This window comes from Amorphus suaedae (assembly GCF_053629675.1).
Genome location: NZ_JBRJIT010000001.1, coordinates 192,891 through 216,685 on the forward strand (window position 1 = coordinate 192,891; position 23,795 = coordinate 216,685).

18 protein-coding genes and 3 tRNA genes are annotated in these 23,795 nt (G+C 66.6%); 17 read left to right on the plus strand and 4 right to left on the minus strand.

The window, feature by feature from the left end; translation table 11 throughout:
* Positions 1–45: 45 nt before the first annotated feature.
* Positions 46–384, minus strand: coding sequence for a P-II family nitrogen regulator (locus AB7M35_RS00850; RefSeq protein WP_453956462.1), 339 nt, complete (start codon positions 382–384; stop codon positions 46–48).
* A gap of 340 nt (positions 385–724) precedes the next feature.
* On the opposite strand from AB7M35_RS00850, the gene AB7M35_RS00855 reads away from it, so the two are divergent.
* Positions 725–2,248, plus strand: a complete 1,524-nt coding sequence (locus AB7M35_RS00855; RefSeq protein ID WP_453960549.1) for an NAD(P)H-hydrate dehydratase — start codon at positions 725–727, stop codon at positions 2,246–2,248.
* A gap of 320 nt (positions 2,249–2,568) precedes the next feature.
* On the opposite strand, the gene AB7M35_RS00860 is transcribed toward AB7M35_RS00855, so the two are convergent.
* Both AB7M35_RS00860 and AB7M35_RS00865 read right to left on the minus strand, forming a co-directional pair.
* Positions 2,569–4,248: a methyl-accepting chemotaxis protein gene (locus AB7M35_RS00860; RefSeq protein WP_453956464.1), complete on the minus strand. Its 1,680-nt coding sequence runs from the start codon at positions 4,246–4,248 to the stop codon at positions 2,569–2,571.
* A 303-nt stretch (positions 4,249–4,551) separates the two neighbouring features.
* Positions 4,552–6,135 carry a hypothetical protein gene (locus AB7M35_RS00865; protein ID WP_453956466.1) on the minus strand — a complete coding sequence of 528 codons (1,584 nt, stop codon included), beginning with the start codon at positions 6,133–6,135 and terminating at the stop codon, positions 4,552–4,554.
* 288 nt (positions 6,136–6,423) lie between these two features.
* Here AB7M35_RS00865 and AB7M35_RS00870 point away from each other — a divergent pair.
* The 6 genes from AB7M35_RS00870 to AB7M35_RS00895 all read left to right on the plus strand — a co-directional run bounded on the left by AB7M35_RS00870 (position 6,424) and on the right by AB7M35_RS00895 (position 14,102).
* Positions 6,424–6,508, plus strand: a tRNA-Leu gene (locus tag AB7M35_RS00870).
* 136 nt (positions 6,509–6,644) lie between these two features.
* On the plus strand, positions 6,645–8,042 hold the full coding sequence (gene tig / locus AB7M35_RS00875) for a trigger factor (protein WP_453956467.1): 1,398 nt from the start codon (positions 6,645–6,647) through the stop codon (positions 8,040–8,042).
* A 213-nt stretch (positions 8,043–8,255) separates the two neighbouring features.
* Positions 8,256–8,876 carry an ATP-dependent Clp protease proteolytic subunit gene (locus tag AB7M35_RS00880; RefSeq protein WP_453956470.1) on the plus strand — a complete coding sequence of 207 codons (621 nt, stop codon included), beginning with the start codon at positions 8,256–8,258 and terminating at the stop codon, positions 8,874–8,876.
* A gap of 254 nt (positions 8,877–9,130) precedes the next feature.
* Complete coding sequence (clpX, locus tag AB7M35_RS00885) at positions 9,131–10,402, plus strand: ATP-dependent Clp protease ATP-binding subunit ClpX (RefSeq protein WP_453956471.1); 1,272 nt, start codon at positions 9,131–9,133, stop codon at positions 10,400–10,402.
* 558 nt (positions 10,403–10,960) lie between these two features.
* Positions 10,961–13,396 carry an endopeptidase La gene (lon, locus tag AB7M35_RS00890; RefSeq protein ID WP_453956473.1) on the plus strand — a complete coding sequence of 812 codons (2,436 nt, stop codon included), beginning with the start codon at positions 10,961–10,963 and terminating at the stop codon, positions 13,394–13,396.
* A 406-nt stretch (positions 13,397–13,802) separates the two neighbouring features.
* Positions 13,803–14,102, plus strand: a complete 300-nt coding sequence (locus AB7M35_RS00895) for an HU family DNA-binding protein (protein ID WP_453960550.1) — start codon at positions 13,803–13,805, stop codon at positions 14,100–14,102.
* Between the two features lie 536 nt (positions 14,103–14,638).
* Here AB7M35_RS00895 and AB7M35_RS00900 read toward each other — a convergent pair.
* A tRNA-Val gene (locus AB7M35_RS00900) sits at positions 14,639–14,715 on the minus strand.
* 433 nt (positions 14,716–15,148) lie between these two features.
* Between AB7M35_RS00900 and AB7M35_RS00905 the strand changes: the two genes are divergently transcribed.
* The 10 genes from AB7M35_RS00905 to nuoG all read left to right on the plus strand — a co-directional run bounded on the left by AB7M35_RS00905 (position 15,149) and on the right by nuoG (position 23,729).
* Positions 15,149–15,225 (plus strand) — tRNA-Asp (locus tag AB7M35_RS00905).
* A gap of 491 nt (positions 15,226–15,716) precedes the next feature.
* Positions 15,717–16,082: an NADH-quinone oxidoreductase subunit A gene (locus AB7M35_RS00910; RefSeq protein ID WP_453956475.1), complete on the plus strand. Its 366-nt coding sequence runs from the start codon at positions 15,717–15,719 to the stop codon at positions 16,080–16,082.
* Positions 16,073–16,654 (plus strand): NuoB/complex I 20 kDa subunit family protein, encoded by a 582-nt coding sequence (locus AB7M35_RS00915; protein WP_453956476.1) that lies wholly within the window; start codon positions 16,073–16,075, stop codon positions 16,652–16,654. The genes AB7M35_RS00910 and AB7M35_RS00915 overlap by 10 nt, the downstream gene beginning before the upstream one ends.
* Before the next feature lie 49 nt (positions 16,655–16,703).
* Positions 16,704–17,303 (plus strand): NADH-quinone oxidoreductase subunit C, encoded by a 600-nt coding sequence (locus tag AB7M35_RS00920; RefSeq protein WP_453956478.1) that lies wholly within the window; start codon positions 16,704–16,706, stop codon positions 17,301–17,303.
* Positions 17,304–17,315: 12 nt separating this feature from the next.
* The gene (locus AB7M35_RS00925) at positions 17,316–17,732 is read left to right on the plus strand and encodes a GFA family protein (protein WP_453956480.1); all 417 of its coding nucleotides are present in this window, start codon (positions 17,316–17,318) and stop codon (positions 17,730–17,732) included.
* A gap of 4 nt (positions 17,733–17,736) precedes the next feature.
* The gene (locus AB7M35_RS00930) at positions 17,737–18,921 is read left to right on the plus strand and encodes an NADH-quinone oxidoreductase subunit D (RefSeq protein WP_453956482.1); all 1,185 of its coding nucleotides are present in this window, start codon (positions 17,737–17,739) and stop codon (positions 18,919–18,921) included.
* A 193-nt stretch (positions 18,922–19,114) separates the two neighbouring features.
* On the plus strand, positions 19,115–20,002 hold the full coding sequence (nuoE, locus tag AB7M35_RS00935; RefSeq protein WP_453956483.1) for an NADH-quinone oxidoreductase subunit NuoE: 888 nt from the start codon (positions 19,115–19,117) through the stop codon (positions 20,000–20,002).
* A gap of 1 nt (position 20,003) precedes the next feature.
* A complete protein-coding gene (gene nuoF, locus AB7M35_RS00940) occupies positions 20,004–21,305 on the plus strand; it encodes an NADH-quinone oxidoreductase subunit NuoF (RefSeq protein ID WP_453956484.1) in 1,302 nt (433 codons plus the stop codon).
* A gap of 9 nt (positions 21,306–21,314) precedes the next feature.
* The gene (locus AB7M35_RS00945; RefSeq protein WP_453956486.1) at positions 21,315–21,626 is read left to right on the plus strand and encodes a pentapeptide repeat-containing protein; all 312 of its coding nucleotides are present in this window, start codon (positions 21,315–21,317) and stop codon (positions 21,624–21,626) included.
* 3 nt (positions 21,627–21,629) lie between these two features.
* The gene (gene nuoG, locus AB7M35_RS00950; RefSeq protein WP_453956487.1) at positions 21,630–23,729 is read left to right on the plus strand and encodes an NADH-quinone oxidoreductase subunit NuoG; all 2,100 of its coding nucleotides are present in this window, start codon (positions 21,630–21,632) and stop codon (positions 23,727–23,729) included.
* The last annotated feature ends 66 nt before the right edge of the window (positions 23,730–23,795 follow it).

A 23,795-nucleotide genomic window follows, 5' to 3' on the forward strand; every position in this document is an offset into this window, starting at 1 on the left:
AACGAACTCTGGGGAACTGGCGACCGCGCCGAGAGACGGGCGGAATCAGATGGCGTCGATACCGGTCTCACCGGTGCGGATGCGGATAGCATCTTCGACGTTCGAGACGAAGATCTTGCCGTCGCCGATCCGGCCGGTCTGAGCCGCATTCCGGATGGCGTCGACAGCCTTGTCGACCAGCTCGTCGGTCAGCACGATCTCGACCTTCACCTTGGGCAGAAAGTCGACCACGTACTCCGCCCCTCGATACAGCTCGGTGTGACCCTTCTGGCGACCGAAGCCCTTGGCCTCCGTCACCGTAATTCCCTGAAGACCAACCTCCTGGAGAGCCTCCTTCACTTCATCGAGCTTGAAGGGCTTGATGATCGCCTCGATCTTCTTCATCGCCTCCCTTTCCGTGGCTCCAAAACAAACCGGCACGGCCGATCCACGGTGGCTAAAGCACAGCCCGTGCCATGTGGATAGACGCCCGCCGCCTGGGTTGGCAGACACTGGGGTCAAATCGTCAAAACCGCCCGACGCGAAACTGGTGCGGGTGCACCGATCACCGCGCCCGCGCTGACATTCCGTTTGTTCGCACGCCGCGCAGGCTCCGTCCATAGTGGCAAACGCGGATCGATCGAGGATGCCTAATTCGCAGGCATTATGCACGCAAAATGCGCAGATTGCGCATATCTTGCGGCGTGTAGAGTGGGCCGCGGAGACAGCAAGGGAGACGCCCGTGATCGAGCTTCTGACACCGGCCGAGATGGGCCGAGCGGACGCCTTCGCGATCGACGCCGGGACCCCGGGGGCCGTGCTGATGGACCGGGCGGGCCGCGCTGTCGCCGATGCGGTGATGGCGCGCCATGCGCCGGGCGCGCGGGTGCTGGTCGCGGCCGGCCCCGGCAACAACGGCGGCGATGGATTCGTCGCGGCCACGGTGCTTGCGCGCTTCGGCTACCGGGTCCGGCTGATGCTGCTCGGGGATCGCGAAAGACTGGCGGGCGACGCCGCCGGAGCCGCCGCTGCCTGGGCCGGAGCGGTCGAGCCCGCCGACCCGGAGGCGGTCTCGGGGGATCTGATCGTGGACGCGCTGTTCGGCGCCGGGCTGGCGCGGCCGATCGACGGTGCGGGAGCCGCCCTCGTCGAGGCGATCAACCGGTCGGGCGCCGACATCGTGGCCGTCGACCTGCCGAGCGGCGTCTCGGGCAAATCCGGGAGGGTGCTGGGGGCGGCAATCGAGGCGGACGCGACCGTGACCTTCTTTCGGCTGAAACCGGGACACCTTCTGCTGCCCGGGCGCAGCCGCTGCGGCGACGTCGGCGTCGCCGACATCGGCATTCCGCCGGAGTCGCTGGATCTGATCCAGCCTGCGGCCTTTCGTAACGTGCCCGGACTTTGGGCAACGTCTTGGCATCCGCCGGCGGGCAATGCCCACAAGTACGCGCGCGGCCACGCGGTCGTCGTCTCCGGGCCGATCACCCAGACAGGGGCGGCACGGCTTGCCGCCGGCGCGGCGCTGCGGGCGGGCGCCGGGCTGGTGACGGTGGCCTCGCCGCCGAACGCGCTGGCCGTCAACGCCGCGCACGTCACCGCGGTGATGCTGCGTTCGGTGGATGGCGCAGGCGGACTGTCGGAGATGCTGGGCGACGCCCGCCTGAACGCCGTGCTGATCGGGCCCGGCGCCGGAGTGGGCGAGGGGACCGCCGCTTCGGTGGAGGCGATTCTAGACGGCGAACGGGCCGCCGTGTTCGATGCCGATGCGCTCACCAGTTTCGAAACATCGCCGGAGCGGCTGTTCGCGGCGATCCGCGCCCGTCCGAACCGCCCGGTGGTGCTGACGCCGCACGAGGGAGAGTTCGCCCGCCTGTTCCCGGACCTGCCGCCGGCCGCGGCCGACGCGGATGCCGACGCGCCCTCGAAGCTGGACCGCGTGCGGGCGGCGGCCGAGCGGAGTGGGGCCGTGGTGCTCCTCAAGGGCGCGGACACCGTGGTGGCTGCGCCCGATGGCCGTGCGTCGATCGCCGACAATGCGCCGGCGTGGTTGGCAACGGCCGGGTCCGGCGATGTGCTCGCCGGCATCGTGACCGGCCTGCTGGCCCAGTCGGTGCCGGCGTTCGAGGCCGCATCCATGGCCGTGTGGATGCACGGCGAGGCGGGGACGGCGGCCGGGCCGGGGTTGATCGCGGAGGATCTGGCGCCAGCACTGAGGCCGGTGATCGCCCGGCTGGTCGCCGCCGTCGAAGCGGCTGGGGCTGACGGCTGACGGAGCCGCGTGAAGAGAGACAGCGTGAAGCCCGGTCCTCGAGTTCCGCGAACCAGGGAAAAGGCCGAGGCTTGCCGGCGCCGGCATTAGGTTCCCGGATCGGCGTGGGCGTGAGCCGTTCCGTCGATTTGCGGATCGTGAGCCCTGCCTCTGGTAATTTTGGTCTGTCGCTTGGTGTCGATTGGACTTGGCGACACCAGCGGCATCGACCATGGCAGGTTCGCCCTGCACGCATACCCAATCGGTGACAGGGCGGCCCCGCCGAAGCGAGGCCGCCCGTCGGGCGGGTCCTTGGGCCGCCCTGCTGGCGCGGCTCGGCGTTACGAGGCCGCCCTGAGAGCGGTGACGAAGCCGTCGACCTCGCTGCGCAGATCCTCCGACTGCAGGGCCACGTCGCCGGAGAGGCGAAGCAGCTCGACGGACGATTTGCCGGTCATTTCGGCAGCGCTGCTGACGCCGGCGATGTTGTTCGTCACGTCCACGGTGCTGGTTGCGGCAAGGTGGGTGTTCGACGCGATCTCGTCGGTCGCGGCCCGCTGCTGGGCGATCGCGTCGGCGATCGTGCGGGAGGATTCCTGGATCGACATGATCGTCTGGATGATCTCCTGCATGTGGCCGACGGTGGTGGTCGTCGCCCCCTGAATCTCGCCGATCTTGTGGCCGATCTCGTCGGTTGCCTTGGTGGTCTGCTCGGCGAGGCCTTTGACCTCGGCTGCGACGACCGCGAAGCCCTTGCCGGCTTCGCCTGCCCGCGCGGCCTCGATGGTGGCGTTCAGCGCAAGCAGGTTTGTCTGCGAGGCGATGTTGGTGATGAGATCGACGACTTCCCCGATCTGCTGCGCGGCGGTCGCAAGCTTCTGCACGTAGCTGGAGCTCTGCTCGGCTCCCCTCACGGCCTCCTCCGCAACCTTGTTGGCGGTCGCCACCTGTTCGGTGATCGCAAAGATCGAGGCGGCAAGCTCCTCCGTGCCGGCTGCAGCGGTTTGGACGTTGGCCGAGGCGGATTCCGCAGCACCCGAGACGGCCTCCGCCTGCCGGGTGGTCTGTTCGGCGGCCGCCGACAGGCCGCGCGCCGCGTCGGCGACGCCTGCGGACGATTCGGTAAACGAGGTCACGAACTTGAGCATCCGATTGCCGAAGCTTTCGGCCAGCTCGGCGCGTGAGTGTGCCGACCTGGCAGCCTCCGCGCGGGCAGCCTCCTCGCGCTTGCGCAGCTCCGTCGCCTCCACCATCTCGTCGCGGAACCGGATCAGCGCGGTCGTCATTTCGCCAATCTCGTCAGACCGCTCCACGCGGTTGATCTCGACGTCGTACTTGCCGTCGCGCAGTGCGTTCATGATCTCGGTGTTGCGGCGGATCGGGTTGCCGATGCGACGGTGGACGAAGAAGCCCGCGAAGATCGTCAGCAGCAGATTGATGGCGATCGTCGCCGCCAGCACGAGGTCGATCGTCTGCTTGGTCCGGGCCTGCTCGGCCTCGCGTACGCCCAGGAGCGATGCCTCGGCGGCGGTGAAGTCGGCGAGCGTCGACCGTATCTGGTCGAAATGGGCTTTGCCCTCGCCCCGCCGTTCGATGCCGCGCGCTGCTTCGTATGTGGCCGGGTCGCTCATCAGCGCGATGGCCTCGTCGGCGACGTCTTTCCGCCAGAGCTCGACGGCTTCTTTCAGGCTGGCCATCCGCTCCTGCTGAGCCGGGTTGTCGCTGGTCAGCTCGGTGGCCGAGGCGAGCGCCGCCTCGAATTCCGCTTTGCCGGACTTGTAGGGATCGAGGTTCGCCGGGTTTGCGGTGATCATATAGCCGCGCAGCCCCGTTTCCTGGTCGATCATGCCTTGCAGGATCTTATCCGCCTGGCTGAGGACGTTGTAGGTGTGCACCGTCCAGCCGATGCTCCGGTTGAGGGAGCGATTTGCAAAATAGATCGTCGCGCCGCCGACGACCGACACGATGGTCAGGACGAAGAACACGGCAAGCAATTGATGTGTGATTTTGAGTTTGGTCATCGGTCTGTGATCCCAGGCGCCGGGCGGAAATGCTCGCGGGACCATGGGAGCGCCGGCTTGCACAGAGCTTGCGCCGAGCGGCCGTCCGGTCTGTCGGTACAATGACCGGACTGCTGGCCAAGGCGGTCCGTGCGTACGAGGCCGGATCGATGGGCGTGTGGATGCACGGCGCGGCGGGGATGGCGGCCCGGCCAGGCTGATCGCGGAAGACCTGGCGCCGGCGCTGAGGCCGGTGCTCGCGGGGCTGGACGGCGCCGTCGAAGACGGAGGGCGCGCGGCCCGTGCCGCGTGCCCGCGCCTGGCTCAGCAGGCGTTCAGCTTCCCGCCAGGCTTCATGCGATAGATGGCGTAGGGCTTCAGTGCCACCAGGATTCCAGCCCACTCCAGCAGGTCCTCGTGCTGGAGGCGCGTGGTGAGGCGGTTCATCGCCTCGCTGTCCACGATGAAATACTGGGTCCGGCCGGCCTGCGAGACGCCGTTGATGATGGCGTTCTGCTCGCAGTCCCAGCCGAACGGGATCTTTCCGGAGTATTTTCCGAGATAGTAATAGAGCGTGCTGCCGGCCCGGTCGGCCCACACGATGGCGTTCTTGTCGAGCACCTCGGCGGGCGCGTTGAAGGAGTATGGACGCCGCGGCAGCTGCGACACCTGGAGGGCGGCCAACACCGCCACGACGACCGTGACCGAGACGACGCCGGCGCGGTTGAAGGGGCGGCCGCCATATGCCTCCACGACGCCGAACAGGCACATGGCCAGGCAGAAGAAGGCGCTGGGCACCAGATAGTAGGAAGCCCGCACCTCGTGGGTGGCGAAGAACGCCACCGAGATGAGAAAGGGCAGGCCGCCGCCGACGACGCCGGCACGAAGCCGTCGTCCGGCAATGCTCTCCCGCCCCATGCGCGCCTTGAAGATGCCCATGGCCAGCGCGGCGACCGCCGCGACGGTGATCGGCCAGGCGGGGGTTTCCACGAAATAGTAGAACAGGTTGCTGGAAATCAGCGTGAGGCCGAGATGGGCGCCCGCCGAATCGGCGGCACCGTAGGTCGTGTTCAGGATGCCGCCGGCGTTGATCCGGTTGGCGGCCAGCAGCGGCACCAGGCCGACGGCGAAGGCGACCAGCCCGCTTGCCATGTAGAGGACGGCGCCGGCGAGCCGCGCGCGCTTCCAGGGTTCGGTTTCCAGCACGATGAAGGCGGCAAGCCCGGCCAGGATGAAGGCGTTGGGAATGCGGACGGAGATCATGAGCGCCGACAGCAGGCCGAGGAGGGCGCCCGCCCACCAGCGGGGCGTCCGTCCGGCCGGGAGGCCGGCCATGACGAGAAGCGCGGCAAGCGCCGTGAGCCCCAGCGTCGTGGGCGCGGAATAGCTCACCATGAGGGCGGAATTGGAGATCGTCGCGCCGGCGACGGCGAGACTGCCGACCATACCGGCGGCAAGACCCCAGGATGGCAGCGCGGCCACCGCGTAGAGGCCGAAACACAGCACCAGCAGCGCCAGCGAGGCGACGTACAGCATGTCGACCTGACGGTCGGCGGGCAGAAGCGACAGCAGGAAGCCCGTGCCCGGCGGGTACTGGAGGATCACCGCGTCGGTCTTCGGCTCGTAGTGGTGGCAGTGGGGCGCCAGCATCTCGGAATAGCGCACGGCGTCTATGCCCACCCGGGGTGCGAGGTCGATCAGGAACGGCGCCTCGCGATCCGGCATGCGTGTGTCGAGCCCGTCCACCAGGCCTTCGTCCCGGAACAGCTGGGCCTGACGGGAATAGCCGAACGGGTCGCAGCCGAACGCGTAGTCGGTCGTCGCCGGCTCCTGGGCGCCGCGATAGAAGACGGCCAGTCCGACGAGGACCGCAGCCAGACCGAGCAGGGCCGCTAGGGATCGGTGCATGGCGCCTTCGCATGGAGTTCGGGGCAGGGCGGGACGTACGGCCCGTCCGGCGGGACGGGCGCGTATGGCATCTTCATCCGCAGGCGCCAGCCCCGACGCAACCCCCGATGATCCGTGGACGTGAAAATTCGGTGCGGCATTCGCGCCGACCGGCGGGCGAGGGCACCCGAGGGGCCCATCAAGGGCGCGGGCGGCCCCCCTTCCATGAAGAAAGGATGTCGCCAAGCCGCGAAATGTGTGCCAGAAGCGGGACAAACTGGCGTCTCGTCTGGCTCCCAAGGACGGCGCGCGGGCGTGGTGGAATTGGTAGACACGCCAGGTTTAGGTCCTGGTGGCGCAAGCCGTGGGGGTTCAAATCCCTCCGCCCGCACCATGCTGCGTTCGGGGGGCGGCCCTTGCAAACGCGCCGGGGCATCTCTTATTTCACCGCATAGGATCGCAGCGTGCCGGCCGCGGTCGCAAGCCGTTCACCTCGATGAATTCCACGACTGGAAGCGAAGAAGAAAAGTATGCAGGTCACCGAAACGCTGTCTGACGGATTGAAGCGCGAGCTCGAAGTCGTCGTTCCGGCCACCACGCTCGACGAGCGCCTCGACCGGTATCTGGTCGAGATGAAGGACAATGTGCGGCTGAACGGCTTCCGGCCGGGCAAGGTACCGCTCGCCCATCTCAAGAAGATGTACGGCAAGCGTGCCATGAGCGACATCGTCGGCGAGGTGCTGAACGAGACCGTGCAGCAGGCGGTGCAGGATCGCGACGAGCGCCCGGCCACCCAGCCGCAGGTCGACCTGACCGGCGACATCACCATGGAGCAGATCGTCGAGGGCGGGACCGATCTTGCCTTCAAGGTCTCCTACGAGATCCTGCCGGAGATCGAACTCGGCAACTTCGAGAAGATCAAGATCGAGAAGCCGGTGACCGAGATCGCCGACGCGGATGTCGAGGAGGAGCTGAAGAAGCTCGCCGAGCGCGCCCGTGACTATGAGGCCAAGGACGGCGTGGCCGAGGACGGCGACCGCGTGAAGCTCTCCTTCGTCGGCAAGATCGACGGCGAGCCCTTCGAGGGCGGCTCGGCCGAAGACGTCGACCTGGTGCTTGGCGGCGGCCAGTTCATCCCGGGCTTCGAGGAGCAGCTCGTTGGCGTGAAGGCTGGTGACGAGAAGGAAGTCGCGCTGTCGTTCCCGGACGACTATGCGGCGACGCAGCTGGCCGGCAAGGCCGCGACCTTCGACGTCACGGTCACCGAGGTGGCTGCACCGAAGGAAGCGGTCGTCGACGATGCCTTCGCCGAGCGGCTCGGGCTTGAATCGCTGGAGAAGCTGCGCGAGGCCATCCGCGGCCAGATGGAGACGGCGTTCGCCGGCGCCAGCCGCGAGAAGGCCAAGCGCGCGCTGCTCGACGCGCTCGACGAGGAGTACAAGTTCCAGGTGCCCGAGAAGCTCGTCACCGGCGAGTTCGACGCCATCTGGCAGCAGGAGCAGAACGAGCGCCAGCAGAACGGCCGCTCCTTCGAGGACGACGACACCACGGAAGAGGCGGTTCGCGAGGACTATCAGAAGATCGCCGACCGCCGCGTCCGGCTCGGCCTTCTGCTGTCGCGGATCGGCGAGAACGCCGAGGTGCAGGTCACCGACGAGGAAGTGCAGCGCGCGCTGATCGAGCGCGTGCGGCAGTTCCCCGGCCAGGAGCAGCAGGCCTACGAGTACTACTCCAAGTCCCCCGAGGCGCTCGCCAGCCTGCGCGCCCCGATCTACGAGGACAAGGTGGTCGACTACATGCTGGAGCTGGTGACGGTGACCGAGAAGAAGGTCACCCGCGAGGAGCTTCTCGCCGACGCCGACGGTCATGATCACGACCACGACCATGATCATGACCACGATCACCACGGCCACGATCACGCCCACTAGGGGCGGTTCGACGGGCTGAGCAGTCCCTTCCGGACGGGCGCTGCGGTCCGACCGGAACATGCTCTAGGATCGACGGACGCGGCGGATGCCCCGAGGCACCGCCGCCTCCGAACTGACCAGCGGCCTCGGGTCCCGCCATCGGGCGGACCTTGGACCCATCCTGACGCGGAGCGCCGGCCGCCGGCGCCTCCCTCCCTCGAAGCGGGACTGAGAATGAAAGATCCGGTTGACTTCTACATGAGCACGCTCGTGCCGATGGTGGTCGAGCAGACCAACCGGGGCGAGCGCGCCTACGACATCTTCTCCCGGCTCCTGAAGGAGCGCATCATCTTCATCACAGGTCCGATCGAGGACAGCGTGGCGTCGATCGCCTGCGCCCAGCTCCTGTTCCTGGAGTCGGAGAATCCGAACAAGGAAATCTCGCTCTACATCAACTCGCCCGGCGGCGTGGTGACGTCGGGTCTCGCGATCTACGACACGATGCAGTTCATCCGGCCGAAGATCTCGACGCTGTGCATCGGTCAGTCGGCCTCGATGGGGTCGCTGCTGCTTGCTGCTGGCGACAAGGGCTTGCGATTCTCGCTGCCGAACGCACGTATCATGGTGCATCAGCCGTCCGGCGGCTTCCGCGGAACGGCGAGCGACATCGAACTGCACGCCCAGGAAATCCTGAAGCTGAAGCGGCGGCTGAACGAAATCTACGTGAAGCACACGGGTCGCGCCCTCGACAAGATCGAGGAAGCCCTTGAGCGCGACAACTTCATGACGCCCGAGGTGGCGCAGGAATTTGGCCTGATCGATCAGGTCATTAGCAGCCGCGCCGCGCTCGAATAGGGCGGTCCGGTCGGGCCGGTGCCACACCGCGCGGGCCGCGACGGGGCGGACGGCAGGCTGGCGACAGCCAGCCGTCTTAAGACTTTGGAAGGTGCGTGCGGGTTGATTTGACGATGGGCACCGTGATTGCATGGTCAATCGCGGTGCCCGGCGAATCTCGGGATTTGGACTGGGCCTGCGATGCCGTGCGATGGCTGAGGGGGTGAAGCGCCGGCGTTGGTGAACGGCGGTTGGCGGATACAAGAGGTTATTGGATGAGCAAGGTCAGCGGCGGCGGCAGCGACAGCAAGAACACCCTCTATTGCTCGTTCTGCGGCAAGAGCCAGCACGAAGTGCGCAAGCTGATCGCGGGACCGACCGTCTTCATCTGCGACGAGTGCGTCGAACTGTGCATGGATATCATCCGCGAGGAGAACAAGTCCTCGCTGGTGAAGTCCCGTGACGGGATCCCGACGCCGTCGGAGATCCGCAAGGTGCTGGACGACTACGTGATCGGCCAGCCGAGCGCCAAGAAGGTGCTGTCGGTCGCGGTTCACAACCACTACAAGCGCCTGAACCACGCCTCGAAGAACAACGACGTCGAGCTGTCGAAGTCCAACATCCTGCTGATCGGCCCGACGGGCTGCGGCAAGACGCTTTTGGCCCAGACGCTCGCGCGCATCCTCGACGTGCCGTTCACGATGGCCGACGCGACGACCCTCACCGAGGCCGGCTACGTCGGCGAGGACGTCGAGAACATCATCCTGAAGCTGCTGCAGTCGGCCGACTACAATGTCGAGCGCGCCCAGCGCGGCATCGTCTACATCGACGAGGTCGACAAGATCAGCCGCAAGTCGGACAACCCCTCGATCACCCGCGACGTGTCGGGCGAGGGCGTCCAGCAGGCGCTCCTGAAGATCATGGAAGGCACGGTCGCCTCGGTGCCGCCCCAGGGCGGGCGCAAGCACCCCCAGCAGGAGTTCCTGCAGGTCGACACGACCAACATCCTGTTCATCTGCGGCGGTGCCTTCTCGGGCCTGGAAAAGATCATCTCCGACCGCGGCCGGACGACCTCGATCGGCTTCTCGGCCCAGGTGATGGCGCCGGAGGATCGCAAGACCGGGCAGCTGTTCCACGACGTGGAGCCGGAAGACCTTCTGAAGTTCGGTCTCATTCCGGAGTTCGTCGGCCGCCTCCCGGTGATCGCGACCCTGGAGGATCTGGACGAGGCCGCGCTGGTTCAGATTCTCGGCGAGCCGAAGAACGCGCTTTCCAAGCAGTATGGCCGCCTGTTCGAGATGGAAGGCGTCGAACTGACGTTCCACGAGGACGCGCTGGCGGCGATCGCGCGTCGTGCCATCGAGCGGAAGACCGGCGCGCGTGGCCTGCGTTCGATCATGGAGGAGATCCTCCTCGACACGATGTACGAGCTGCCGGGTCTGGAGGGCGTTCGCGAGGTGGTGATCTCCCAGGAGGTCGTCGAGGGCAAGGCGCGTCCGCTCTACATCTACGCCGACCGGGCGGAGACGTCGCTCACGTCGGCCTGACGCTTCGCATCCCGCGACCAGAGACGTAAGACCCGCCCCTCGGCGGGTCTTTTTTTGCCATGGCGCAGGTGCCCGATCCCTCCGAACGAGCGTCTCTGGGGACCGCGCTCAAGGCCACGCATGATCCGCGCCGTCGGCGCTCGCGTAAGCCCCTGTAGATCTGGTCGTGCAAGGCGGGCCGATTGAGTGTCGGCGTCACCGCGAAAGGGGATCCGGGAGAGACACTTGCGTCTTGAAACCTGCTGCGGTGCGATCCACCTATCTGAGAACCTCTGCGGCCGCGGGGCAAGGCGCACGCCAGTTTGGGTGCGCATCTTCCGGGCCGGCGATTCACCGCACCATCCACAACCGGCGGGGACTTGCCGACAAAAGCCGCACCTTCGGTGGCCCGACTCGTGCATTATCAGATGAAAGCATGGCGAGTTCGGCTCCGAGATCGATCTTCACCGGGACATCCCGTCCCTGGCGTTCGATCAACGCAAAGATGACAGAGCGTCGGTTCGGCGGAAATCCGCTGCCCCGTTTCCGTGCGCGGCGCTCTCTTGAAAGGACGGATGCATGAGCAGTTTTGAGGAACAGGGAACTCTGCGGGACGCGGACGACACGGTCTATCCGGTCCTGCCGCTCCGCGACATCGTCGTGTTCCCGCACATGATCGTGCCGCTTTTCGTGGGCCGGGAGAAATCCATCCGGGCGCTCGAGGAGGTCATGCGGTCTGACAGCCAGATCCTGCTCGCCACCCAGAAGGAAGCCGGGGACGATGATCCCGATCCGGATTCCATCTTCGATGTGGGCACGCTCGCGACGGTTCTTCAGCTCCTGAAGCTTCCCGACGGCACCGTGAAGGTGCTGGTCGAAGGCTCCGCGCGCGCGAAGATCCTCCAGTTCACCGACAACGAGGCCTACTTCGAGGCCGAGGCCGAAGAGATCGAGGAGACGATCCCCGACGAGATCGAGGCTCAGGCGCTCGCCCGCTCGGTGATCAGCGAGTTCGAGAATTACGTCAAGCTCAACAAGAAGGTGTCGCCCGAGGTGATCGGGGCGGTGTCCCAGATCGAGGACTACGCCAAGCTCGCCGACACGGTCGCCTCGCATCTCGCGGTCAAGATCCCCGAGAAGCAGGAGATCCTGGGCATTGCATCCGTCAGCGAGCGCCTGGAGCGGGTCCTCGGCGTGATGGAGAGCGAGATCTCGGTCCTTCAGGTCGAGAAGCGGATCCGCTCGCGCGTCAAGCGCCAGATGGAGAAGACCCAGCGCGAGTACTATCTGAACGAGCAGATGCGCGCGATCCAGAAGGAACTGGGCGAGGGCGAGGACGGCAAGGACGAACTGGCCGAACTCGACGAGCGCATCCAGAAGACCAAGCTGTCGAAGGAAGCCCGGGAGAAGGCCACTGCCGAGCTGAAGAAGCTCAAGCAGATGAGCCCGATGTCGGCCGAAGCGACGGTGATCCGGAACTATCTGGACTGGATCGTCGGGCTGCCCTGGAAGCAGCGCTCGCGCGTCAAGCACGACCTCAAGCACGCCGAAGAGGTGCTCGAGACCGATCACTATGGCCTGGAGAAGGTCAAGGAGCGGATCATCGAGTATCTGGCCGTGCAGAGCCGGGCAAACAAGCTGAAGGGCCCGATCCTGTGCCTGGTCGGCCCTCCGGGCGTCGGCAAGACGTCGCTCGGCAAGTCGATCGCCAAGGCGACCGGACGCGAGTTCGTGCGCATGTCGCTGGGCGGCGTGCGGGACGAATCGGAGATCCGGGGCCATCGGCGCACCTACATTGGTTCGATGCCCGGCAAGGTCATCCAGTCGATGAAGAAGGCGAAGAAGTCCAATCCGCTCTTCCTGCTCGACGAGATCGACAAGATGGGCATGGACTTCCGCGGCGACCCGTCGTCGGCGCTGCTGGAGGTGCTCGATCCCGAGCAGAACTCGTCGTTCATGGACCACTATCTGGAGGTCGAGTACGACCTGTCGGACGTGATGTTCATCACCACGGCGAACACGCTCAACATCCCCGGGCCGCTGATGGATCGGATGGAGATCATCCGGATCGCCGGCTACACCGAGGATGAGAAGATCGAGATCGCGAAGCGTCACCTGCTGTCCAAGTCCCGTCGGGACCATGGGCTGAAGGACGGCGAGTTCGAGGTCGAAGAGGAAGCCATCCGCACGATGGTTCGCCGCTACACCCGGGAGGCGGGCGTCCGCAGTCTCGAGCGCGAGCTGGCGAAGCTGGCCCGCAAGGCGGTCAAGGAACTGGTGCTCTCCAACGGCGAGAAGACCAGCGTCAAGATCACCGATGCGGTCCTCGAGGACTATCTCGGCGTGCCGCGCTACCGCTACGGCGAGGCCGAGCTTGAGGATGCCGTCGGCGTCAGCACCGGGCTTGCCTGGACGGAGGTCGGTGGCGAGCTTCTGACCATCGAAGGCGTCATGATGCCCGGCAAGGGCAAGATGACGGTGACCGGCAACCTGCGCGACGTGATGAAGGAATCGATCTCGGCGGCGGCGTCCTACGTCCGCTCCCGGGCCGTCGATTTCGGCATCGAGCCGCCGCTGTTCGACAAGCGGGACATCCACGTCCACGTGCCGGAGGGGGCAACCCCGAAGGACGGACCGTCGGCCGGTATCGCCATGGCGACGGCGGTGGTGTCGATCATGACGGGCATCGCGGTCCGCCGGGATCTCGCCATGACCGGCGAGATCACCCTGCGTGGCCGGGTCCTGCCCATCGGCGGGTTGAAGGAGAAGCTCCTGGCGGCGCTCCGCGGCGGCATCAAGACGGTGCTGATCCCCGAGGAGAACGCCAAGGACCTCGCCGACATCCCGGACTCGGTGAAGAACCGGCTCGAGATCGTCCCGGTCTCGCGCATGGACGAGGTGCTGGCCCGGGCGCTGGTTCGGGTGCCCGAGCCGATCGAATGGGACGAGAAGGCGCATCTGAAGGATGCGGTTGCCGTCTCCGACGACGACAGCGCCACCATGCGCGCGCACTAGTGCCCCTTCCGGCCGGGCGAAAGCCCGGTCGATCGAAGCGGCTTTCGTTCTGCGGCTAACGTAGAGCCCGCCCGGATCAGCGCGATCCGGGCGGGCTTTTTTTGTCTCCTGATCGAAGACGCCGGCGCGTCTGATGCGCGAAGGATTCCCCCGGGTTGGGGTCGGTAAAGCGGGGATCGGAGGGACGCGCACCGGGTCGGTTCGGTCCGCTTGGAAATGCTCCAGTTTTCGCGGAGCAGATGATTCGTCCCCAGGCAAGTGAGGGCGCGGCAAATTCGGGGGCTTTTTTTGAGCCGGAAGGCCCTCTGAATGTCGGATTTCCGGGAGAAATGGGGAGAATACGGTTGCGCTCGACCGTGATTCGCCGCACCAAGGATGGACGGCTGGGTCGGTTGCACGAGCGTGGCTGTCATTCAGGAAAGGGAACGATATGAAGAAAAATGATTTGGTCGCCGAGGTTGCCGCGAAGGCTGACCTGAACAAGCAGGACGCCCAGAAGGCCGTCGACGCCATGTTCGAGACCATCTCCGACGCCCTGAAGAAGGGTGACGAGGTTCGCATCGTCGGCTTCGGCGTGTTCGCCGTGACGAAGCGCGCCGCTTCCGAGGGTCGTGACCCCCGCACTGGCAACACCATCCAGATTCCGGCTGCCAACGTTCCGAAGTTCCGGGCCGGCAAGCCGCTCAAGGAAATCGTCAACAGCTAATCGCCCGACGCCCGTCCGGTCCGGGCCGTGAGCCGTTTCCGATCAGGCTTTGCCGATCGATCAGGAATGGCTCTGGCAGTCCTCGGCTGAGCGCGTTCGTCCCGTTTCGGATCTTTGCGATTCGAACGGGACAGCTCGCGAGATCCGGAGACACGGACGGGCCCCGGGGCTGATCCCGGGCTCTCTTCCATTCCACGCCCCGCCGTCATGCCTCCCGGGCGGGTCGTCTTTCTGCAAAGTCTCTGAACAGCTCCAGCGAGTGGAAGGCGACCGGTCGTGACCGGTCGCGCCTTTCGGGGGCTTTCCAGGCCGGGTCGGGTGACCTGGCTCATCGATCAAGTGGACCGGCGTCGGCGTGCCTGAGGGCAGCCTGCGCCGGTTCTGTCGTTTGGGGGGCACGGGGACACCGGCACGGCATGTGTCCGTGGCCACGCGGGCCGCGAGGGCGCATGGAACCGCCAGCGTACGGGCGTGGACCTCTTCCGACAGGCTGCCGATCGCGATTCGGAGGCTTTCAGGCGCCATGGCCGGGGAGATGGTGGGCGGTGAGGGATTCGAACCCCCGACCCCCTGGGTGTAAACCAGGTGCTCTAACCAGCTGAGCTAACCGCCCGTCCGATGCGTCGGGACCGGACCGGAGCCTGTCCGGGCAGATCGCCGACGGGGACGTCGTCCCGTTCGTCTCGTCGCGCCCACTCACCGATTCTCCTGCGACCGACGCCCGGAGGCGAGGCGGGGAGGGGAATCGGGCGACCGGTCCGAACCGATCATCCGGCCGATGTGCCATGGAACGCGTGCCTGAAGGCGCCGTACCGTTCGTCTGGAGTCGATCGCCCACAGGCGACTTCTGCTTATTGGAAGCCGTCGGCGCTTTCAACATTACTCATGCTGCAGGTCCCGGAGCGGGCCGAAACGGGGCCGGCTTCGGCGGCTAATGAAAAATCCCGGACCTCCGTCCCCAATTCCTAGGACAGATGCGCTTGACACCCGACCGGGTGGATCGTATCTCCCTGACACCTTGGCGCGGACGGGTCGTTCGCCGCCACGGGGGTGTAGCTCAGTTGGTTAGAGTGCCGGCCTGTCACGCCGGAGGTCGCGGGTTCGAGCCCCGTCACTCCCGCCATTCCCCTTCATCGGGAATGGATCTCAAGGTTTCCAGTTTTCCCGCTTCGACGTCCCGTGATCCCCGAAGACGCGACCCCATACGGGGTGGCGTTCGACGTGCGTCGGGGGGCGATTTTTCCAACCGGAAGAAGCCAATAGCGCCCGGCACACGGGGCCGCGCGACCTTGTCGCGCATCTCCACCAATCTGGACGCGTTTGACCTTGTCTAAACAAGAGCCCTCCGCTAAGCCTGCCACCAACGGCGGCGATGCTGCGATGCGGTGACGGTTCTCCCGTTGACGCGCCGGGTCGGTGCCATAGGTTGGTTTTCGAGAGCTGACGGCCCGAGTGGCCGGCGCTTCGGACGAAAGATCGAAAGCTGGAGCAGGGGACGGCGCCGCAAGGCCCCGCGACAACCGGGCTCCCGCCGGCGACCTGCCGGCCTTTCGTCTTCACTGCGGCCCCGCAAGCCGGGACCGCAACCGGAGCGGTCTGAGGAGGCTTGCGAGCATGAACGATCTCCTGAGGGAATACGTGCCGATCGTCGTGTTCATCGGCGTGGCAGGGATCATCGGACTGGCGCTCCTCGTGTCGCCGTTTCTGGTGGCCTACAAGAATCCCGACCCGGAGAAGATGTCGGCCTACGAGTGCGGCTTCAACGCGTTCGACGATGCGCGCATGAAGTTCGACGTGCGCTTCTATCTGGTGTCGATCCTGTTCATCATCTTCGACCTTGAGGTCGCCTTCCTGTTTCCGTGGGCGGTGACGTTCGGCGAGGTCGGCTGGTTCGGTTTCTTCTCGGTGATGGCGTTCCTCGGCGTGCTGACCATCGGCTTCATCTACGAGTGGCGAAAAGGAGCTCTGGAATGGGACTGAGCACCTCCGAGCGTCCGCTCGTCGCCCACGGCGGTACCGGCGCGATCGATCCGGACACCGGCCGCGTGGTCGGAGCGAACGACCCCTTCTTCATGGAAGTGAACGACGAGCTCGCCGACAAGGGCTTCCTCGTCACCTCCACCGACAGCCTCATCCAGTGGGCCCGCACCGGCTCGCTGATGTGGATGACGTTCGGCCTGGCTTGCTGCGCCGTCGAGATGATGCAGGTCTCGATGCCGCGCTACGACGTGGAGCGCTTCGGCTTCGCACCGCGGGCGAGCCCGCGCCAGTCCGACGTGATGATCGTCGCGGGCACGCTGACCAACAAGATGGCGCCGGCGCTGCGCAAGGTCTACGACCAGATGCCGGAGCCCCGCTACGTCATCTCGATGGGCTCGTGCGCCAACGGCGGCGGCTACTATCACTATTCCTACGCGGTGGTGCGCGGCTGCGACCGGGTCGTCCCCGTCGACGTCTACGTGCCGGGCTGCCCGCCCACGGCGGAAGGCCTTCTCTACGGCGTGCTGCTGCTGCAGAAGAAGATCCGCCGCACCGGCACCATCGAACGCTGAACCCGGCCGCAGACCGCCGCTTCGTGGCGGTGACGGCAGGCGAGGATCCATGGACGAGACGCTGAGCGAACTTGGAGACTATCTGGCCCAGAAGCTGGGCGCGGATCTGGTCGGCTGGCGCGTCGAGCACGACGAGCTGACGCTCGACGTCGAGGCCGCGCGCATCCAGGACGTGGCGCGCACGCTGCGCGACGACGCGCGCTGCCTGTTCGTCAACCTGATCGACATCTGCGGTGTCGACTGGCCGTCGCGGGAGCGGCGCTTCGACGTCGTCTACCATCTGCTGTCGCCCAAGCATAACCTCCGCGTCCGCATCAAGACGCAGACCGACGAGGAGACCCCGGTGCCGTCGGTGGTCGACGTGTTCCCCGCCGCCGACTGGTTCGAGCGCGAGGCCTACGATCTCTACGGCATCCTGTTCTCCGGCCATCCGGACCTGCGTCGCATCCTGACCGACTACGGCTTCGAGGGGCATCCGCTGCGCAAGGACTTCCCGGTGACGGGGTTCGTCGAGGTGCGCTACGACGACAGCCTCAAGCGGGTCGTCTACGAGCCGGTGAAGCTCACCCAGGAGTTCCGCAATTTCGATTTCCTTTCGCCCTGGGAAGGCACCGACTACGTTCTGCCCGGCGACGAAAAGGCGAGCTGACGGAAGATGACGATGACCGAGGAAAGCAGGGCAGGGGGCTGCGCGTGCGGCGCGGTGCGCTTCACCGCGACGGTGAAGGGCGCCCACATGGACGCCTGCCATTGCGAGACCTGCCGGCGCTGGTCGGCCGGGCCGCTGATGGGCATCGAGGTTGGCGATTTCGCGGTCGGCGACGAGTCCGCGCTGGGGGTGTGGAATTCGTCGGAGTGGGCCGAACGGCTGTTCTGCAAGAGCTGCGGGACGTCGCTCGCCTACCGCACCAAGGACGGTCGGTTCGTCACCGTTTCGGCATTCGCCTTCGACGAGCCGACGGAGCTGCCGCTCGCGGTCGAGGTGTTCATCGATTCCAAGCCGTCGACCTATGCGTTGGCCGGCGACACGAAGAAGATGACCGGTGCCGAGCTCTTCGCCATGTTTCAGGGGAATTGACGGGATGCCCGAGGCAGAGGTCCGCAATTTCAACATCAACTTCGGTCCGCAGCATCCGGCGGCCCACGGCGTGCTGCGTCTCGTGCTGGAGCTCGACGGCGAGGTGGTGACCCGCGTCGATCCGCACATCGGCCTGCTGCATCGCGGCACCGAGAAGCTGATCGAGCAGAAGACCTATCTGCAGGCGGTCCCGTATTTCGACCGGCTGGACTACGTCGCGCCGATGAACCAGGAGCATGCCTTCGCCCTCGCGGTGGAGAAGCTGCTGGGTATCACCGTGCCGATGCGGGCCCAGCTGATCCGCGTGCTCTATTCCGAGATCGGCCGGCTGCTCTCGCACATCCTCAACGTGACGACCCAGGCGATGGACGTCGGCGCGCTGACCCCGCCGCTGTGGGGCTTCGAGGAGCGCGAGAAGCTGATGGTCTTCTACGAGCGCGCCTCCGGCAGCCGGATGCACGCGGCCTACGTCCGGCCGGGCGGCGTCCACCAGGACCTGCCGGCGGAGCTGGTCGACGACATCCACGCCTTCTGCGATCCGTTCCTGAAGGTCTGCGACGATCTGGAGACGCTGCTCACCGGCAACCGCATCTTCAAGCAGCGCAACGTCGACATCGGCGTGGTCACGCTGGACGAGGCGTGGGCCAACGGCATGTCGGGCGTGATGGTGCGTGGCTCGGGGGCGGCCTGGGACCTGCGCAAGTCGCAGCCCTACGAGTGCTACGAGGATCTCGAGTTCGACATCCCGATCGGCAAGAACGGCGACTGCTACGACCGCTATCTCATCCGCATGGAAGAGATGCGCGAGTCCATCAAGATCATGAAGCAGTGCTGCGAGCGGCTGAGCCGCGAGGCCGGCCCGGTGCACAGCCGCGACGGCAAGGTGGTTCCGCCGACCCGCGGCCAGATGAAGCGCTCGATGGAAGCGCTCATCCATCACTTCAAGCTCTATACCGAGGGCTATCACGTGCCGGCGGGCGAGGTGTATGCCGCCGTCGAGGCGCCGAAGGGCGAGTTCGGCGTCTACCTCGTGTCCGACGGCACCAACAAGCCCTATCGCTGCAAGATCCGCGCGCCCGGTTTCGCGCATCTGCAGGCGATGGACATGGTCTGCTCCGGCCACCTGCTCGCCGACGTGTCGGCGGTGCTGGGCTCGCTCGACATTGTGTTCGGCGAAGTCGATCGCTGACCGGCGCCTGAATTGTCCGGGCGGTCCGCCCGAACCTGGACCTGCCAACCCCCCGCACGGGGTGAGGTGATAAGTCCAGGGCCTTGAAAAGGATCGGTTTTCGACGCCGCCTCATCGCGGGCTGGGTCGAGCGGTCCATTGTTCCTTGCCGCGCATGTCGCGCGACCGCAATCGCGGAGGTTTTCGTCGAGTCATGGCTGTCCGCCGCCTTGCTGAAGTGCAGCCCGAGAGCTTCTCGTTCACCGAGGAGAACCTCGCCTGGGCGAAGAAGACGATCGCGAAGTATCCGGAAGGCCGTCAGGCGTCTGCCGTGGTGCCGCTTTTGTGGCGCGCCCAGGAGCAGCACGGCTGGCTGCCGGAGCCGGCGATCCGGCTCGTCGCAGACATGCTGGATATGCCGTACATCCGCGTCTTCGAGAACGCGACCTTCTACACGATGTTCCAGCTGAAGCCGGTGGGCACCACGGCGCACATCCAGGTGTGCGGGACGACGCCGTGCCAGCTGCGCGGCGCGGAAGCGCTGGTCTCGGTGTGCAAGCGGCGCATCAACGCGCATGCCTTCGAGCTGTCCGGCGACGGCAAGTTCTCGTGGGAAGAGGTCGAGTGCCTGGGCGCGTGCGTGAACGCGCCGATGGTGCAGGTCGGATCCGACACCTACGAGGACCTGACGCCGGAGAGCTTCGAGGCGCTGATCGACGGCTTTGCCTCCGGCAATCCGCCGGCTCCCGGTCCGCTCAGCGACCGAAAGTCGTCTGAGCCGATCACCGGGGCGACCACCCTGACCGATCCGTCGCTCTACGACGGCAGCCGCTACCGCGACGACACCAAGACGGACGCGGCTCCGGCCAAGACCGACGCCGAGCCCGACACCTCCGTCGACCCGGCGACGACGAAGGCCGCCGACCAGAACAAGGGCCGGCCGGACGACGACGCCGAGCCGGAGGCTGCCGCCGCGCGCCAGTCGGGCAAGGCGACCGCCGCCGACAAGGGCGAGCCGGCCGCGGATGCCGACGGTGCCGAGGGGTCAAAGGCCAAGGCGCGCGCCCGGACCAAGGGCTCCCCGAGCGAGAAGGAGAGCTGAGATGCTGGCCGATCAGGATCGCATCTTCACCAATCTCTACGGCTTTCACGACTGGGGCCTCGAAGGCGCGAAGAAACGCGGCCAGTGGTACCGGACGAAGGAGTTCGTGGACAACGGTCGCGAGTGGATCATCGAGCAGATGAAGGCCTCGGGGCTGCGCGGGCGCGGTGGCGCCGGCTTCCCGACCGGTCTGAAGTGGTCGTTCATGCCGAAGGAGGTCGATCCGGCGCGGCCGCACTACCTGGTGGTCAACGCCGACGAATCCGAGCCGGGCACCTGCAAGGACCGGGAGATCATGCGGCATGATCCGCATCTCCTCGTCGAAGGCTGCCTGCTGGCCGGCGTGTCGATGGGCGCGCATCACGCGTTCATCTACGTGCGCGGCGAGTTCATCCGCGAGCGCGAGCACCTGCAGGCCGCCGTGGACCAGGCCTACGAGGCCCGGCTGATCGGCAAGAACAACGTCCATGGCTGGGACTTCGACATCGTCGTCCACCACGGCGCCGGCGCCTACATCTGCGGCGAGGAAACGGCGCTCCTGGAAAGCCTGGAAGGCAAGAAGGGCCAGCCGCGCCTGAAGCCGCCGTTCCCGGCGAACGTCGGCCTCTACGGCTGCCCGTCGACGGTCAACAACGTCGAGTCGATCGCCGTGGCGCCGGAAATCCTGCGCCGGGGGCCGTCCTGGTTCGCCGGGCTCGGCAAGCCCAACAACGTCGGCACCAAGCTCTTCTGCATCTCCGGCCACGTCGAGCGGCCGTGCACGGTGGAAGAGGAGATGGGCATCCCGTTCCGCGAGCTGGTCGAGAAGCACTGCGGCGGCATTCGCGGCGGCTGGGACAACCTGCTGGCGGTGATCCCGGGCGGCTCGTCGGTTCCGTGCCTTCCCGCGTCGGAATGCCAGGACCTGCCGATGGATTTCGACACGCTGCGCGACAAGAAGTCGGGCCTCGGCACCGCGGCGGTGATCGTGATGGATCGGTCCACCGACATCATCAAGGCGATCGCGCGGCTCGCGCACTTCTACAAGCACGAGTCCTGCGGCCAGTGCACGCCGTGCCGCGAGGGCACCGGCTGGATGTGGCGGGTGATGGAGCGCCTGGTCGAGGGCCGCGCCGATCCGGCCGAGATCGACATGCTGCTGGAAGTCACCAAGCAGGTTGAAGGCCACACGATCTGCGCGCTCGGCGATGCCGCCGCGTGGCCGATCCAGGGCCTGATCCGCCACTTCCGCCCGGAGATCGAGGACCGCATCGCCCAGCGCCGTGCCGCCGACGCGGGTCGTCCCGCGGTGGCGGCGCAGTAGGGGGCAATGATGCAGATCCACGACATCCGCGACCAACTGGACGTGCGGAGCGCGATCCTCACGAACGCGATGTTCGACAACGTGAACCTGTCGAACACCAGCTTCAACAACGTGAATCTTTCGGTTGCGAAGATCACCGACGCCAATCTGACGAACATGCGGATCGAGAACGCAAACCTGTCCAGTTCGGTTTTGGCGGACGTCAATCTCAGCAACGTGCAGATCGTTGACGCCCAGATTGGCGGAATGCGTATCGATGGCGTGCTGGTGAGCGACATGCTTGCCGCCTATGCCGCCCGCGCGACGAACGAGGGAAACTGATCGATGGCCAAGCTGATCGTCGACGGATCCGAAGTCGAGGTGCCGGACCACTACACGATCCTGCAGGCCTGCGAGGCGGCCGGCGCGGAAATCCCGCGCTTCTGCTTCCATGACCGGCTGTCGATCGCCGGCAACTGCCGCATGTGCCTGGTCGAGGTCGTCGGCGGTCCGCCGAAGCCGGTGGCGTCCTGCGCCATGGGCGTGCGCGACCTGCGTCCCGGCAAGGACGGCTCGCCGCCCCAGGTGAACACCCGCACGCCCTTCGTGAAGAAGGCGCGCGAAGGGGTGATGGAATTCCTGCTGATCAACCACCCGCTGGACTGCCCGATCTGCGACCAGGGCGGCGAGTGCGACCTGCAGGACCAGGCGATGGCCTACGGCGTCTCCGGCTCGCGGTTCCACGAGAACAAGCGCGCCGTCGAGGACAAGTACATCGGCCCGCTGGTCAAGACGATCATGACCCGCTGCATCCACTGCACCCGCTGCGTGCGCTTCACCACCGAGGTCGCCGGCGTGGCGGACCTCGGCGCCATCGGCCGCGGCGAGGACATGGAGATCACCACCTACCTCGAGCACGCCATGAGCTCGGAGTTGCAGGGCAACGTCATCGACCTCTGCCCGGTCGGTGCGCTGACCTCGCGCCCGTACGCCTTCAAGGCGCGCCCGTGGGAGCTCTCCAAGACCGAGTCCATCGACGTCATGGACGCCCTCGGTTCGGCGATCCGCGTCGACTGCCGCGGCCGCGAGGTGATGCGCATCATGCCGCGCCTCAACGAGGCGGTGAATGAGGAGTGGATCTCCGACAAGTCGCGCTTCGTGTGGGACGGGTTGCGCACCCAGCGTCTCGACCGTCCGTATGTCCGCAAGGACGGCCGTCTCGTTCCGGCGACCTGGCCCGAGGCCTTCGAGGCGATCGCGGCGAAGGCGAAGGGCGTCGCGTCGGATCGGATGGCGGCGATTGCCGGCGATCTCGCCACGACGGAAGAGCAGTTCGCGCTGAAGGACCTGATGGACAAGCTCGGCGTCGCCAACGTCGACTGCCGCCAGGACGGCACCAGGCTGCATCCGAAGTTCGGGCGGGCCAGCTACCTGTTCAACTCCACCATCGAGGGCATCGAGGACTGCGACGCGGTGCTGATGATCGGCACCAACCCGCGCTGGGAAGCGGCCGTGCTCAATGCCCGGATCCGCAAGCGGTGGCGGATGGGCCCGCTGCCGGTCGGCGTGATCGGCGAGCGCGTGGACCTCACCTACGACTACGAGTATCTGGGCGCCGGCACCGACACGCTTCAGGGCATCGTCGACGGCAGCCACTCGTTCGCGAAGATCCTGGCCGACGCCGAGCGTCCGCTGATCATCGTCGGGCAGGGCGCGCTGTCGCGCCCCGACGGCGAGGCGATCCTGTCGCTGGCCGCGAAGGTGGCCCGGACGGCCGGTGCCGTCGTTGAAGGCTGGAACGGCTTCTCGGTGCTGCACACGGCGGCCGGTCGCGTCGGCGGCCTCGACGTCGGCTGCGTGCCGGGCGAGGGCGGTCTCGACGTTGCGGGCATGCTTGGAGCGGCCGAGAGCGGAGGGCTCGACGTGGTCTTCCTGCTCGGCGCCGACGAGTTCGACACGCGCCGGCTCGGCGAGGCGTTCGTCGTCTATATCGGCACCCACGGCGATGTCGGTGCGCACCGCGCAGACGTGATCTTGCCGGGCGCCGCCTATCCGGAGAAGGCCGGCACCTGGGTCAACACCGAGGGTCGGGTACAGCGCGCCAACCGCGCGGGCTTCCCGCCCGGCGAGGCCCGCGAGGACTGGGCGATCCTGCGCGCCCTGTCGCCGCATCTGGGTCACCAGCTCGGCTACGATTCGCTGCCGGAGCTGCGCGCCGCGATGTTCTCCAAGCACCCGCACCTCGCCGTCGGCGACGTCGTGACGCCGTCCGATGCCGCCGACCTCGGCGCGCTGGCCGATCTCGGCGGTTCGGTCGACCCGGCTCCGTTCGTGTCGGCGGTGCGCGACTTCTATCTCACCAACCCGATCGCGCGCGCGTCGGCGGTGATGGCGGAGTGTTCCGCGATCGCCCGCGACCGGCTCGGCGCCGAAGCGGCGGAGTGAGGTGGCGACCATGACGATCCGCGCATCGACGACGATGGGAACGACCGGCCTGAACGGCATGATGAA

Coding starts and splice junctions, on each gene's coding strand:
- AB7M35_RS00850 (WP_453956462.1), bottom strand. CDS start 384: ATGAAGAAGATCGAGGCGATCATCAAGCCCTTCAAGCTCGATGAAGTG.
- AB7M35_RS00860 (WP_453956464.1), bottom strand. CDS start 4,248: ATGACCAAACTCAAAATCACACATCAATTGCTTGCCGTGTTCTTCGTC.
- AB7M35_RS00865 (WP_453956466.1), bottom strand. CDS start 6,135: ATGCACCGATCCCTAGCGGCCCTGCTCGGTCTGGCTGCGGTCCTCGTC.
- tig (WP_453956467.1), top strand. CDS start 6,645: ATGCAGGTCACCGAAACGCTGTCTGACGGATTGAAGCGCGAGCTCGAA.
- AB7M35_RS00880 (WP_453956470.1), top strand. CDS start 8,256: ATGAAAGATCCGGTTGACTTCTACATGAGCACGCTCGTGCCGATGGTG.
- clpX (WP_453956471.1), top strand. CDS start 9,131: ATGAGCAAGGTCAGCGGCGGCGGCAGCGACAGCAAGAACACCCTCTAT.
- lon (WP_453956473.1), top strand. CDS start 10,961: ATGAGCAGTTTTGAGGAACAGGGAACTCTGCGGGACGCGGACGACACG.
- AB7M35_RS00910 (WP_453956475.1), top strand. CDS start 15,717: ATGAACGATCTCCTGAGGGAATACGTGCCGATCGTCGTGTTCATCGGC.
- AB7M35_RS00915 (WP_453956476.1), top strand. CDS start 16,073: ATGGGACTGAGCACCTCCGAGCGTCCGCTCGTCGCCCACGGCGGTACC.
- AB7M35_RS00920 (WP_453956478.1), top strand. CDS start 16,704: ATGGACGAGACGCTGAGCGAACTTGGAGACTATCTGGCCCAGAAGCTG.
- AB7M35_RS00925 (WP_453956480.1), top strand. CDS start 17,316: ATGACCGAGGAAAGCAGGGCAGGGGGCTGCGCGTGCGGCGCGGTGCGC.
- AB7M35_RS00930 (WP_453956482.1), top strand. CDS start 17,737: ATGCCCGAGGCAGAGGTCCGCAATTTCAACATCAACTTCGGTCCGCAG.
- nuoE (WP_453956483.1), top strand. CDS start 19,115: ATGGCTGTCCGCCGCCTTGCTGAAGTGCAGCCCGAGAGCTTCTCGTTC.
- nuoF (WP_453956484.1), top strand. CDS start 20,004: ATGCTGGCCGATCAGGATCGCATCTTCACCAATCTCTACGGCTTTCAC.
- AB7M35_RS00945 (WP_453956486.1), top strand. CDS start 21,315: ATGCAGATCCACGACATCCGCGACCAACTGGACGTGCGGAGCGCGATC.
- nuoG (WP_453956487.1), top strand. CDS start 21,630: ATGGCCAAGCTGATCGTCGACGGATCCGAAGTCGAGGTGCCGGACCAC.